At 54.3% G+C, this 13,701-nt stretch carries 15 protein-coding genes; 8 read left to right on the forward strand and 7 right to left on the reverse strand.

From position 1 onward, the window contains the following. Positions 1-13: 13 nt before the first annotated feature. From fabA to NOM67_RS03260, 3 genes are all read right to left on the reverse strand, one after another. Positions 14-574, reverse strand: coding sequence for a 3-hydroxyacyl-[acyl-carrier-protein] dehydratase FabA (gene fabA, locus NOM67_RS03250; RefSeq protein ID WP_033113552.1), 561 nt, complete (start codon positions 572-574; stop codon positions 14-16). Positions 575-650: 76 nt separating this feature from the next. Then, entirely contained in the window at positions 651-2,627 is a 1,977-nt protein-coding gene (locus NOM67_RS03255; RefSeq protein WP_201929857.1) for a Lon protease family protein, read from the reverse strand. Positions 2,628-2,676: 49 nt separating this feature from the next. Next, on the reverse strand, positions 2,677-3,069 hold the full coding sequence (locus tag NOM67_RS03260; RefSeq protein WP_255933768.1) for a transcriptional regulator: 393 nt from the start codon (positions 3,067-3,069) through the stop codon (positions 2,677-2,679). Positions 3,070-3,195: 126 nt separating this feature from the next. Here NOM67_RS03260 and NOM67_RS03265 point away from each other — a divergent pair, with 126 nt between their 5' ends. The 8 genes from NOM67_RS03265 to NOM67_RS03300 all read left to right on the forward strand — a co-directional run bounded on the left by NOM67_RS03265 (position 3,196) and on the right by NOM67_RS03300 (position 10,667). Beyond that, positions 3,196-3,393: a hypothetical protein gene (locus tag NOM67_RS03265; protein WP_255933771.1), complete on the forward strand. Its 198-nt coding sequence runs from the start codon at positions 3,196-3,198 to the stop codon at positions 3,391-3,393. 116 nt (positions 3,394-3,509) lie between these two features. Continuing rightward, on the forward strand, positions 3,510-5,684 hold the full coding sequence (locus NOM67_RS03270; protein ID WP_255933773.1) for a replication endonuclease: 2,175 nt from the start codon (positions 3,510-3,512) through the stop codon (positions 5,682-5,684). A gap of 44 nt (positions 5,685-5,728) precedes the next feature. Continuing rightward, entirely contained in the window at positions 5,729-6,043 is a 315-nt protein-coding gene (locus tag NOM67_RS03275) for a hypothetical protein (RefSeq protein ID WP_139494324.1), read from the forward strand. Positions 6,044-6,298: 255 nt separating this feature from the next. Further along, entirely contained in the window at positions 6,299-6,535 is a 237-nt protein-coding gene (locus tag NOM67_RS03280; RefSeq protein WP_040065549.1) for a hypothetical protein, read from the forward strand. A 106-nt stretch (positions 6,536-6,641) separates the two neighbouring features. Then, positions 6,642-8,261, forward strand: a complete 1,620-nt coding sequence (locus tag NOM67_RS03285) for a hypothetical protein (RefSeq protein WP_255933777.1) — start codon at positions 6,642-6,644, stop codon at positions 8,259-8,261. Positions 8,262-8,272: 11 nt separating this feature from the next. Beyond that, positions 8,273-8,605: a DUF2523 family protein gene (locus NOM67_RS03290; protein WP_255933778.1), complete on the forward strand. Its 333-nt coding sequence runs from the start codon at positions 8,273-8,275 to the stop codon at positions 8,603-8,605. Positions 8,606-8,647: 42 nt separating this feature from the next. Then, positions 8,648-9,784, forward strand: a complete 1,137-nt coding sequence (locus NOM67_RS03295) for a zonular occludens toxin family protein (RefSeq protein ID WP_255933779.1) — start codon at positions 8,648-8,650, stop codon at positions 9,782-9,784. A 307-nt stretch (positions 9,785-10,091) separates the two neighbouring features. Beyond that, a complete protein-coding gene (locus NOM67_RS03300) occupies positions 10,092-10,667 on the forward strand; it encodes a helix-turn-helix transcriptional regulator (protein WP_255933780.1) in 576 nt (191 codons plus the stop codon). Positions 10,668-10,814: 147 nt separating this feature from the next. On the opposite strand, the gene NOM67_RS03305 is transcribed toward NOM67_RS03300, so the two are convergent. From NOM67_RS03305 to NOM67_RS03320, 4 genes are all read right to left on the reverse strand, one after another. Further along, positions 10,815-11,015 carry a DUF3653 domain-containing protein gene (locus tag NOM67_RS03305; protein ID WP_255933781.1) on the reverse strand — a complete coding sequence of 67 codons (201 nt, stop codon included), beginning with the start codon at positions 11,013-11,015 and terminating at the stop codon, positions 10,815-10,817. Between the two features lie 303 nt (positions 11,016-11,318). Then, on the reverse strand, positions 11,319-11,504 hold the full coding sequence (locus NOM67_RS03310) for a hypothetical protein (protein WP_156852782.1): 186 nt from the start codon (positions 11,502-11,504) through the stop codon (positions 11,319-11,321). Positions 11,505-11,514: 10 nt separating this feature from the next. After that, on the reverse strand, positions 11,515-11,730 hold the full coding sequence (locus tag NOM67_RS03315) for a hypothetical protein (RefSeq protein WP_156852781.1): 216 nt from the start codon (positions 11,728-11,730) through the stop codon (positions 11,515-11,517). Between the two features lie 537 nt (positions 11,731-12,267). Continuing rightward, positions 12,268-13,515: a tyrosine-type recombinase/integrase gene (locus NOM67_RS03320; protein WP_370689156.1), complete on the reverse strand. Its 1,248-nt coding sequence runs from the start codon at positions 13,513-13,515 to the stop codon at positions 12,268-12,270. Positions 13,516-13,701: the final 186 nt, after the last annotated feature.

Below are 13,701 nucleotides of genomic sequence, written 5' to 3' on the forward strand. Positions count from 1 at the left end.
AGGTTCGCATCAATCAGAATGCGGTGGTGTCCTGGAACAGGCCCACTTTCAGGTCAGTTGCGCTATAGATGGGGCGACCGTCAACTTCAACGACACCATCGGCAATGCCCATCACCAGTTTGCGATTGATGACCCGCTTGAAAGTGATCTTGTAGGTCACTTTCTTGGCGGTCGGCAGGATCTGGCCGGTAAATTTCACTTCACCGACACCCAGCGCACGGCCTTTGCCCGGGCCGCCTTTCCAGCCGAGGAAGAAGCCAACCAGCTGCCACATGGCATCCAGACCGAGACAGCCCGGCATCACGGGATCACCCGGGAAGTGGCAATCGAAGAACCAGAGATCGGGGGTAATGTCGAGCTCTGCCAGGATCTCGCCCTTGCCGTGCTCGCCACCGTTGTCATTGATCTTGACGATGCGATCCATCATCAACATGTTAGGGGCGGGCAGCTGACTGTTACCCTCACCAAAGAGTTCGCCACGGCTGCAAGCCAGCAGCTCTTCACGGGTAAAAGAGTTCTTGCCCTGTTCACACAGGGAAAGGCGGGCTTCCAGGGTCGAATTGTCTACGGTCACGCTGAGTTTCCTTCAAATGAGTAAAGCTGCGCCAATTTAGCGTACAGATGTGCGCTAAACAACTCCGATCACTTCATTAGCGGCCAAACAGCCGATCAAGAAGGGCGCGCAGCAGCCCGACTTTCGCCGTGCTGCCGTTCAGCTCATCCAGTCGCTCCTGAATGCGGCCGAACAGGGTATCGGGCATGTCAGGCTCACCAGCCACACAGCCAGTTAGCAGCTCGATAGCCTCTTCCACATGATCCACCGGGTGGATATGGAACTGACCCGCTTCGACGGCGGCGATCACCTCATCAGAGAGGTTAAGCTGTTGGGCGTTGGTGCCGGGCAGCAGGATGCCTTGTTTGCCGGTCAGACCGTGGATCTTGCACACCCGGAAGAAGCCTTCGATCTTCTCGTTGACGCCGCCAACGGCCTGTACATTGCCAAACTGGTCGACCGCACCCGTTACCGCAAAGTGCTGGTAAATGGGCTGGCGGGCGAGGGCAGAGAGCAGGGCACACAGACCGGTCAGCGAAGCGCTGTCGCCATCAATTTCGTGATAGGACTGCTCGAACACCAGGTTGGCAGAGAGAGGAGAGGGGTTCTCGGCGCCAAACTTGTTGGAGAGGTAGCCGTGAATGATCATCATCGCCTTGGCATGGATGTGGCCGGCCAGTTCTGCCTTGCGTTCGATATCCGCCACATCGCCATCACCCAGGTGAACGGTGGCGGTCAGGCGTACCGGTTCGCCAAAGTCATAGGGGTGACCGGAAACCTGAATGACCGAGAGGCCGTTGATCTGGCCAATCTCTTCACCATCGGTCTGCAGCAGGATCTGCCCATCGATAACCCCCTGATCGGACTGTTCGACCAGATAGTTGAGGCGGTAATCCTGCTCCTCAAGCGCGCCGCGGATATGCTCGTCGGTGACGACGTCAGCTTCCAGTTCGCGTGCCAGACTATCAGCCATCCGCATGATGGCGGAGAGCTGCACCTCGGAGAGGGAGAGCCACTCCTGATGATCGCACAGACGGCTGGCGTGACGGCATAGCGCGGCGAGGGCGGCAGGAGTGAAATCCAGCAGTTCCCAACGTTCGCGCAGCCAGGCGAGATATTGCAAAAACTCCTGCAGATCTTCTTCGATGTTCACTTCAGAGACCAGGTCTGCGCGCAGGAAGATACGCTCGGACATATCCCGATCCAGCATCTGGAACTCGGCCACATCGAGACGATCACCCACCAGAATGAGCTTGAGCTTGATGGGGGTCGCTTCCGGCGTGAAGAAGGGAGTCAGCGTCTTGCCTTCCTGATAGGCGTTCCAGTCCAGCTCGCCTTTTTGCATGGCGTTTTTGAGCTTGAACCAGAGATGGGGCTGATCGAGCAGTTCATCCAGTTGCAGGATCAGATAACCGCCGTTGGCCTGACGTAGCAAGCCGGGCTCCAATAGGTGCTGGTTGGCATAGACTGAGCCTTGCTCGGTCTGGTAGTTGATGGAGCCAAACAGGGTATCCCAGTTGAGGTCACGGCCGTAGATCACCGGCGCTTCCTGCTCTTCGTGATGAATGAGCAGATTGATCAGCACCGGATGCTGGAACTCCAGACCCAGAGCGACATGGGCGGACAGATCGGAGAGGAAGTCATCGATCTTGGGATCGTTGTTCTGCTTGCGCATGATGCGGGTCACTAGACGCTCGGCATCAAGGTGGTGGCTCATCAGCTTGAGCAATTCGCCAACCATCTCGCAGAACTCGATACCAGTGCCTGGTTGCAGGCGCAGCCAGATCGGTTTGAAGGGGTTGTTGAGGTTCTCGGTGTAGCAGAGGTCGAACAGATCGCCATCCTTGCCGTTGGAGGCGGCAATCAGGGTACGGCAGACATCTTCGTAATCGGCGCCGGGGAACCCGTTGAGCAGCATGACCGGGCAGTCACCATCAAAACTGGCTAACCGTTTGATGGCAGAAATGGCTCTGGGTTGCAGCGCAGCAAACGGAATGGGTTCTAGCTCGCTGAGGGTTGGAAACTGTTCAATCGCAAAAGCAGGTTTTAATTGTTCTGATGTTAATTCAGCCACTTAAGACATCCGGTCGGAGAGAGGATCAATTGTTGCCATTATACACAGTTCACTTAGTGGGAACAGAAAACAAGATATTGAATTTAACATAATATACATTATGCGCAGTCACAGAAGGCTCTGAATCAAGACTTCCCATCATCACGCAAGCCACGGCCAGAGCGGCCCCCGTGCTTGCGCAGTACTTTTTTAGAATGCCGTACCATGTCTCGCGCATCTCTGGAGTCTTGGCTCTGACAGCGTTTAGGGAAATGATGACTTCGAAAGGATCAAGGCCAGCACCTTCCGCAAGAAATTTTGCTGTTTCATCAGTGAATTGCGCGCGTCCTTTGTTGATGCCAGCGATGTATGCACTGCTAAAACCGAGGTCTTGGCACACTTGCGCGTAACTGGTGTAGTTTTTGGCCCTCATGTAGGCCTCCATCAGCGTTTTAGAGTCCATTTGTCTATCCTCATGTGTTTGTCAAACAAATCTTACCACAGCAATTCTGCTCACATTCCATACGTTGTAATAAGTTAGCTCCTCACATATAAATCACTCGAACTTACCACTTAGTGAGCGAGTGCCATGGAAGCGCAGACCCTACAGCAACAAGTACCGGTTTACCACGTGTGCCAACAGTGTAACGGCGCAGGCTGTCAGGCTTGCTCTGACCTGTTGATTCTCGATGGTGATATCCAGCTCGACCCCGAGTGGGTAGACGAACTGCCCGAGCCATCGCCGATAAATGGGGTTATCGGCATCACCTCTGGCGTGGAGTGCTGAACCATGCATCCGTCCTATGTTGATGTTCTCAAAGCTGCTGCCGTGATACTCGTTTTCGCTTTCGTTTGTTTTGCGATTGCTTCCTGTGACTCAGAGGTGTATTTGAGGATGCGCCAATGATCACCGTCCGCAACGGCCCTATTGCCTCCGGCATGATCTTCAGCGGTTATGCAGACCGCCGCACCATGAGCGGTTCCCGCAAGGCCAAGACTCCCCTCGCCCTGCTGGCCGCTCCGGTGCAAACTGCCGACGAGCTGACCCCCGAAGAGTATCTGGAAAAGCTCCAGAACGAGCGCGGCCTCTGCGAAGATGATGTAGCCATTCTGCACCGTGTTTACTCAGATGGGTATCAGGCCACAACTGTAGCACTTGAGCGGCCCATCTCTGCCCTGCCCTTCAATCCCGTGCCGTTCAGCCCTGAGGCTCAAGCGGACAAGTTCGCGGCCCTGCCTATCGGTGGTGCCGAAGATGCCAAACTGCGGGAGCGCGTAATCCTGCGTCACCCTGCTTGCACTGGGTGGTTCACACATGTCTATCAATCGCGTAATGCGTTACTGGGTATACAAGCTGCTAATGCAGCAGCCCTTGAGCTTGATGCTTCTCTTTGCGTACGGGGTGATCTTGGAGAGTTCCGCTTTTCAGCTGACGATGAGTCTGTTGACACTTTCTCCGTACGCTTTTCAGAACACGTGGGCCGCCTGGTTGCTACTCGGGCTCATGACGTGGCCCTGTGCCTTGTTCTTGAGCTTGCCCATCACTATGGTCTTTCTCCGGTGGCTACAGTCACCCAGTCGCAGAGGCAAGACCCGTATCCCACGCTTAATCGTTGGGCCGATGCTCAATGGGTTCGTCGTGTCGTACGCCGCGTTTCATCTCGCCGCCTATATGACGCCGCTCGCAGATTCGGGCTTGTCAGTGCAAGACTGGCAGCTTATACGACCGACCTCTCTGTTGCTCGCAGGGCTTTCCGCAGGGCTCGTAATGATGAAACCCTGTCAGCACTTGTGGCACACAATGCAAAGGATGTGTTCGATGCGGTAAGCATGAAAGACGCCGTAGACGCCAGCGTCAGCAACCCGACCAACCGTCGGGCCGAGCTGATGACCCGCTTGTCCGGCTTCGAGCAGTGCGCCAAAGAGCAACGTCATGTTGCAATCTTCCTTACCTTTACGTGTCCCAGCCGTTTCCACTCCGTCCACCGCAATGGCCAGCAAAACCAGAAGTGGATCGAGGCGGGCCGCCCGTCCGTCCGTGACGCCCAAGCATGGCTGACCAACTGCTGGAACAACATCCGCAAGCGCGCCGGAGAGGCTGAAATCAAGCCGTACGGCTTCCGGTTCGCCGAGCCCCATCACGATGGTACGCCCCACTGGCACGCCGTGCTGTTCATGACCACCCAACAGGCCAAACAGTACATCGCCATCTGCCGCGCCCAGATGCTGGCCGACTCCGGCAACGAGCCAGGCGCCAAGCAACATCGCTTCAAAGTGGTCTTCATCGACCCGCGCAAGGGCTCCGCTGTGGGCTACTGCTCCAAGTACGTGGCTAAGAACATCGACGGCTTCGCCGTTGGCCGTGACCACGAAGCCGGAAAACGAGCCAAGGCCGTTGACACCGCCGCCCGCGTTGACGCGTGGAAATCCGATAACCGCATCCGCCAGTTCCAACAGATTGGCGGCCCCTCAGTCACTGCATGGCGCGAGTTCCGCACCATCCGCGACGAACTCGATATGGAAGACCCTATGTTCCAACAACTCACCAAAGAGCAGCACTTCGCGCTCGAAAACGTCCGCAAAGCCGCTGACGCGGGAGACTGGGCCGCGTTCTGTTGCGCCATGGGCGGCGTTCAGGTTCGTCGCAATGACCAGACCGTGCGCGTTCATTACGGCATCCCCGAGACCATGAAGCTGCTGTGCGACGAGGACGGTGTTGCCCTGCATACCCCGCGCAGCAAGACCCAGTACGGCGACGATGCGCCCGCCCGCGCCATGGGGTTGATGTACGCGAACATCTTCATGCTCACCCGCGCCAAAGAGTGGCTCGTGACCTCCAAGGAGAAATGGGAGGCGGCCTGCCGGAAGACCATGGAAGGCGTCCGCGACCAGTTCGAGGTCATGCGCGACGAGAAGGCTTACGCCTACATGGAATACGAAGAGTATGAGGCCCTCCGCCAGATGGCCATTTGTGATTATCAGTCCCGCGCATGGCTCCTCTTTTCCGATGACGAGCGCCTCGCGGGGCCCCCTCAGGGGTGCGAGCCGCTCGGCGGCGGCTTGGACCCGTGTCATTAACTGTCCTGTCTTTACCAAAACCCAAACAACCGGAGATAACGAATATGGAAATTGTAGGAACCATCCTCGATGCCGACGACATCACCCTGAAAACTCGCACCCGTAGCGGCGTCGAGTCACAGGTTGGCTCTGTCAAATTCACTACCACCAAACCGACGGCGGTTATCGAGTTCAGCCTCAGTGAGGATCAAGTTAAGTCCAACTATCACGTGGAGCTGTCCTCCATGGTTGGACGCCGTATCACTCTGCAACTCGAATACGTGGACAACAGCTTTGCCGGCGACGGCGGTATGCACAAAACCTTCAACGGTTTTCGTCTGTTCGCCATTCCCTCCCCTGCTGAGAAGAAGGGTAACTAATGCGCTGCGTCCAGGTAACGGCTGACGGCTTCTTGCAAGTCGCCAATGTGGCGCTTGACCAGTGCCAAGGCGCGTATCTGGTCGAGCAACATGACATAGCATCCATCGCCGCATGGCTGGATCCCGCGACGGTGGGCTATGGAGCTTTGGGGGCCATTCTGGCCGCCTCTTGTACGGGTGTCATATCTGTGTACTACGCCTCATGGGCGTGGGCCAGATTGCGCTCAATCACTGGAATGAGATAAGGAAAGTCACATGAAAAACATGATCCGTAATGCCCCGAAAATGACCATCATCGCCTCCATGCTGTTGGCCGCTGGTGCCGCTCATGCAGCTGGTGAAGGTCTGGATGTAACCGGTGTTCAAACTGCCGTTCTGGCCGCTGTTACTGCCCTGCTCGGGTTCGTGGCTGCTGTCGGTCTGGCCAAGGCGGGTTTGGCGGCGGCCATCTGGGGCTGGCGTAAAATCCAAGGGCTTGCAGGCAGCAAGTAACATCATGTTGCAACCACAAGGGGCGGCCATCGCTGCCCCTTTTTCATTGGAGAGGACGCCATGATTTGGGCTCCCATAATGTTCATCACAGGGTTGGTGCTGGCATATGCGATCATATCGGGAAACAATTCGCGCCATTAACTGGCGCTGGATAACCAAGAAGACCCTCAAGGCATTGATGTACTGCATCAACCCGCTGAATTTCTTTAAGCTCATTCTCCGCCTGTTCAAGTGGGCCATCTATATCGTGTTCGGTGCTATCGCGCTGGGAATGCTTACGCTGGCCATTGGCAATTATGCCCACGCGGCGGAATGGGTTCCTGCTGAAATTAAACAGGTTCCATCGGAAAATCTGCCCGGTCAATGTAAACGACATGCCAACGTGGGTTTTGTTTCTGCATCATCCTTTCAGGATTGTGTCGCAAAAACTATTGATTACTTGCTTTCCTATGCTGGTGACAAATATGTTTTCGAGTCTTCGTACACGGGGCCTTTTGATGCAAATCAGATGAAAATTGTTGGCGTTCTAAAGAATGGCGGTTATGTCAAAGAAGCTATTTTTGTTACTCCAAATTTCTCTAGCCAGCCAGTCTGCCCTCCAGCAGGAAAACCAGAGTTTACGTTTGGCCCGAAGGTCACAAATAATGGCACTGTATGTGAAAAGAAACCTGTTCAATGTCTCCTTGGTTCGGTCAAAGACACCAACGCAATAACCGGAAAAGAATTCTGCCGTCCGATATGTGAAGGCATTGCCGGTAATACCTATGGTGAACCAGACCAGCCTGTCAGTTTTTTCACAAGCACGTTTGGCTCAGTCAAGATCCAGTGTTATGGCCAATGTTCAGTTCAGACTGTAGGTGGTGCCATCAACTTGGGTTCAAATCCAAACATCTGGAGTGGTGTAATCAAGTTCACTGGTGAGAACTGCCCGATACAGACCAGCGGTAACTCCGAGGATTCATCAACTGCCGGAGCTAACACCCCAGTAACTCCCCCAGATTCATCAGCCGCAACAAACAACGCCCAGAACGAGCTCCAGAACGCGGCCAGTAGCGCCGTTAGTAACCCTACGTCAGGTGCGTCGGGCACCGCCACGCTGAACACGGTCGTGGACAAGATAGCCGAGACTAGTAACAAAGAGATTAAGGCTACCAGCGAGCAGAACGCCGCGCTTGGTAAGGTCATCCAGCAGACGGGTAAGGACATACAGTCATCAATCAAAGAGGCTCAGTTGTCGGCCTCACAAGGTGGTGCGGGTGCCAGCATGGGCCAGATACAGACGGCCAACGCCATCAAGGACGGTAACGCCCAAATGGGCACCAAACTTGACGCCATCAAGGACGCCATCGAGAAACAAGATGAAGGTGAAGGCGACAAGCCATTGCCCCCAGGTGACACCAACATCAAGACCGACCCCAAGTCAGTCAACCCTAATCCCAACGACTGGGGCCAACGTAACTACGGCACCGTGATGCAACATCATGTTACAGCCATGAATCAGTTGCCTCTGTTCTCGTCCATCGGTGACTTCTTCAAGGTCGATATGGGCGCGGGTACGTGTCCCCAGTTCAGTATCGATGTGCCGGAAATTGGCGGCGTAGGTGGTGGAAGTCTGGTGTTCGATGTGTTCTGTAATGCCGACCTGCAAAAGATATTCGAGATAATCGCGCTGTGCGTGAAGCTATTAGGGCTTTATGCCGCGTTTAGAATTGCCCTTCTGGACTAAGGATACAATCCATGGAATTGCTTAATTCGTTCAGGAACTGGCTCAAGGATATGATTGAGAGCTTCATCATGTGGGTGGTGAAGTTCTTTCAGGCCATATTCCAGTGGTTCGAGGATATTCTGCTGACCACGTTGGAAAAGATACTTGAGGGGATACGGTTCGTTATATCAAGTATCCCCATGCCGGATTTCTTGCAATACAGCTTGCAGGATCTCTTTAACTACATTCCCTCGGATGTTGTCTACTTCCTGAATATGTCGGGGATAGCGCAGGCGTTTTTGTTTATATCAATGGGTGTCGCCTTCCGGCTGGTTCGTAAAGTGGCCACGTTGTTCCAATGGTAATAACTGCGTGACGCGATTATTTATGTTAAATGGAGTCTTAACATGCTGATATTTCACGAGGGATTGCCGGGCTCCGGTAAAAGCTATGAAGCATTGGTTTCTCATATTATTCCGCGACTCAAGGATGGTCGCACCGTGGATGCCTATATCGAGGGTCTGAACTTCGAGAAGATAGCCGAGCTGGCCGAGATAACGCTGGAGGAATGCCAGGAACAGCTCAAGCAGATCACCCGTGAGCAGGTGCCGGCCATCCACGAGCACGTTCGCGACAAAAGCCTCGTTATCATCGATGAGAGCCAGAACTTCTGGCCGTCTGGTCGGCAAAAATTACCTGACCCGATCATCCAATTGATAACAGAACACCGCCACCGCGGCCTTGATATCGTGTTGATGGGGCAGAACCTCAACGACGTTCACAGCATGTGGCGTAACCGTATCGACAAGAAGTTCGTCTTCAAGAAGCTCGACGCCGTAGGCCAAGCCAAACGCTACTCTTGGACCGCCTACAGTGGTTCCCTAAGGGCAGACGGCCAGCGTAGCCGTATCGAGTTCGAGAAGCTCACAGGCGGTATCCGGCAGTATGACCCCAAGTATTTCGGCAGCTACGCCAGCACCACGTCAGAAGACAATGAAATGGGGGTCTATGAAGATGACCGGACCAACATCTTCAAGTCTGCCAAGTTCAAGTACGGGCTTCCTATCGCTGCCCTGCTGTTCATCGGTGGCCTCTGGTTCGCCGTCGATACCATGCTCAACTTCAACAGCAAGACGGGGGCCGAAGACTTGGCCAAGCAGGAACAAGAGCAACATCAAGTTGCATCACCCAGTTCACCTGGGCAACCAGCACCAAGGCCGGAGCCGCCCCCAAAGCCCAAGATTGATGATCTCTTCACTCAGACCCTTGAATCCGGCAAGCCTGTCCTGACCTCTCAGACCATCGTCAATGGCCAGCTGCTCGACGCATGGATTGAGGTGTGGGACGACAAGGACAACAACATAACGACATGGCGTTCGGCAGACCTCACCCAGTTGGGCTGGACTGTCGTCATGAAGTCCTACGGCTTGGTTATTACCAAAGGCAAAGTGACCATGCTCATCCGTGAGCGCAACACCATACCGTCAGGCAAGAAGGATAGTTTGACCGCAGGCGTCGCGGGATCAGTGGAAAAGGCTTTGTAGCATTCACCCCGTCCAAGTGTGACGCGTCCCTCCAACGCGTCCCCTGGCTTCTCAGCACGATTTCATTTTGCCAGTGGCCGGAGGCCCGCCGCCGCGCGGGCCAGCAGCACCACCGCTGGCGTTTCCCCGCGCAGCGGCGCTCCCCGAGGACACCCTCCCCCAAAATAAATCGCCTCGTGTAGCGTTGCTCCCGCCCGTAGCCAAAACACGGACATTCAAAAAGAAAGTGCAACATGATGTTGCATTACAACCAGCTCAAACTATAATCAAAGCATGCAACATGATGTTGCACCAACAAGGAGGAAACATGGACGATTTGAGCTTGAGCGCCGTAGAACTGAAAGACATACGCGCCCGCCTTGAGTGGTCACAACAGCGCATGGCTGACGAGCTGGCCGTTGCCCGCAACACCGTTGTGCGCATGGAGAATGGGCAGATGGCCATAGAGCGCCGCACGGCCTTAGCCGTCAGGTATCTGGCTTGGCATCACGCGATGATCGAGAAGGTATCACGCCAACAGCCAGGGCAACCCGCAACTGCGTCCCCTGCCCCAGAACGCGGCGATGCAGAGAAACAGGTCGCTCTTCCTTTGCCGGAACCAAAACAAGAATTGCCAGATCCCGATTTGTCTCCTGCCCAGCAGGCATGGGCGGTCTATATGCCGCTGTTGACTCAGTACAAGGGCTATGCGGATTTCAAGAAGCGTTTTTTGAAGTTTTCGGACTTTGATGGCGGGTATTCGTATCTCTTCATGTTGCAGCTGTTGGAGCGTCTCGCCAAGATGGCGCAAGACCCAGAGCACGTACCATACGAGTGGACCAGCACCAACGCCCTCCGTGAATTTGCTCGCAAGCTCTACAAAGCCAATCCCCAATGGCACTGATGTCCGGACATCAAAGAACAGGGGCGCCAGCCCCTACAAGCCGCCCACTGATGCCGATAGATCTGCCAGTCGGTGAGCGGCGGAACACGCCCATCTAGCCCAGAGGCTGGATCCCCCTCCTCCCTGCTAAACCGGCTTTTAAGGCTCTCAGCGTTCTGAGGTAGGTAAACGCCTCAGCGCCGCGTTGTCTTTCAGCGCCTTGAGGTCTTCACTCCCGAACGACTCGATGATTTCCAGACGCTGGCGGGTCAGATAGGTGCCAGCAGGGGTGATTAAGTGATGTCCGGACATACGCCAGCCATCCCAATAGCGGGTAAAAACGGTTGGCAGCTCCCGTCCAACTGCCATCCTCATGACTCGTTTGCATACAGGCGGTATGGGTTTTCCCTCATCCCAGAGTGTGACCTCTGTCACGGAAACAAAACAAAGTTTCGCCGTTTCCTCTGGACTCAAACCGCACTCAAACCATCGAAAAATAAAGTTTTTTGTTATATCCCTGCGCATTATTCGCGTACCGCTTGAATCCGACAACATTGTCAGGACGCACGGCATCGGCGGCTTTAACGTAATCATGAATTATGCGCAGTCAGGCCTGTAGGTAGAACAAAGGGGCCTGAGGCCCCTTGATAGATTGTTTCGCCTGAATTCCACTCAGGCTGTGACGCCAAGAATCTCTTTCGCCTTGTTAATGAAGTACATACGAAGATTGTCATCCGAAACAAGCTCGCGTGCCCGTACAATCACTTCATCCATTGAGCGATACTCATCTTTAGCTAGCAAATCTCTTAAGAAGGCATCAGCTTCAGTCACATTTTCAATTTTGAAACGCTCAATCATATTCACATCCTCAATGTAGAGTTCGGCACCTAGCGCCCATCTCGATAAGGCTGGATAAACTTGCACCTTGAGTTCTGACTAGCAAAATACGCAGCGGTATATTTTGGGATTTAGCAATTATGTCTGCTTTAGGCGCACCTGATGCAATCATGGCATGCCATTCTTCCCGAAGAGAGACCTCTAATGCCTCAAGGTGTTCTGACTTTTCAATATGATCGACTGTCATATGGATTTCCTTTTTTTCAAAGTGTTGGGTTTCCTCCTGACTATCTGTACACAGAGCAAACGGCTTAATGCCGATAACTAGCTTTATCGGCATTAAATGAAAGTTGGGGCAATTGCTGTTAAACCAAGCCCTTACTGACAAAAAACCTACTTCGTAAGAGATAACCCCCCTCGCCCGTGCATGGTGTGAGCATGGTTCTCTGGGAATTCCCCCCGTATTACTGATCGGGGTGATATGTAGAGATGAAATGGCTATCTACTTTGTGCTGAAGCGCCAAGCCATTTCTCTCGGTTACCACGAAATAGCAATCACCCAACCCCCTCCCCTTGGTCGATATTCTGAAACCACAAATGCCGTATTTTGAGACAAGTGTTCACTATCAAAAGGCTTGAGCAATATGTGTATTGGACTCCCCTTTTCACTGTGGGCAACCATTGCGCTCGCGCCGATTGACAGGAATATGCCGTAAAAATTACGGTACCTTGGTAGTCCTATCTCCGATTTTTACCTCTTGTTATCTCTCACTCGTCCGGGGCTTTATCGCAACCTGTCGAGCGGCTTTTGCTGGGCGCTCTCATGACGTTCGCTCTGGCTGGTGTGCAGGTATTTGGAGGTGGTGTCGATACTGTCGTGGCCCGCATCGGCTTGTACGTGGGAAAGTGGTCGACCGTTGAGGTTGATGTCGTGGGTGATCCCGGTATGGCGAATGGCGTGGGGGGTCAGTTGCCGCATTTCGGCACCATCCTGATAAAAGCCATCCAGCTCGGCCAGCTCGGCACCCTTGGTTATCACTGCCTGCACCAGTTCGCGCAGCTGACGGATCCCCAGATTGGCATTCAGTTCTCCCTGTTCCCGGCCGTGGGCTGCCGCTTTATGACGGATAAAGAGCGGGGTCTGCTCGTTGGGGGCCGGCAAGGGCGAGAGTCCCAGAAACGCACGGTAGCGTTCGAGGGCGTGGAGCAGTGCCTGTGAGACGGCGACGGTACGACGTTTCCCCCCCTTGCTGCTCGGTATGTAGTAACCCCAGACGCCGGTTTTGCTGTCGCGACGAAACTGCCCCATCACGGGGGTAAAGCCGGGCCTGGCCGCCACTTCCGAGATCCGCAGATAACAGGCATACATCAGGATGACGAGAAACCGGCTGCGCTCATGTTGTTCCGGATTATCTTGTGCCAGTGTTTCGGCGGCCTGCAGCACGTAGGACCATTGCAGTTCGCTGAAGGCTTGCACCTTATCGTCAGCCTCCTGTGCAAGGGGCTTTTTCACCCGTTGCAGTAACAGTGCCGGGTTTCTATCCATGTACTCCTCCTGAATAAGGAACTGGAAGAAGGCTGACAGGATAGCGAGCTTGGTCTTCATCGCCTGTTCGCTCAAGCGGTATGGCAGTGGCTGGCCCAGTTCCTTTTTACCAAGAAATGGACGCCATTGGGGATTGGGTAACCGCTCTCCCCACTCTTTGTCCTGTACAAACTGGGCGACGTTGCGATAGGCGATGAGCGGCGCCGGTGGTGATTGGCAGTAGTCGAGGTAGCGCATCATGATGCGCCGGGTCAGCGCCTTTGGGCTGATGGCGACTTCGCAAAAACACCAGTGCAAAAAGGTGGTCAGCTCGCTGCGGTAGGTCTTGTAGTTGTTCTCGCTATGGCGCTGTTCAAGCAGCCAGTCGACCGCCAGCTCATAGACCAGACCTGCATCAGGCACTGTGTTGAGGCTGAGGTTGGCGAGGTAGTGGTTAACCTGAGCATTGCCCTCTTCCAGATAGGTGAGATTGTCAAAAAGTGGCATGGCCGGCGGCAAGGGAATGGGTTGATGAGTCATGGTCTTGCTTGGTTAAAAAAGAAGAGAAATGGCCGGTGATATCGACCGAAAGACAGGGCCAGGCCCGGTTTGTCAAAGGTGTGATTGGCTGGTTACCAGCCAGAAACAGGATCTTGGTTTTGAATTACCTTATGCAATCAATATGCACCTTTG

Origin of the sequence: Aeromonas sp. SG16, from assembly GCF_024436135.1 — a bacterium.
Taxonomy (GTDB): domain Bacteria; phylum Pseudomonadota; class Gammaproteobacteria; order Enterobacterales; family Aeromonadaceae; genus Aeromonas; species Aeromonas jandaei.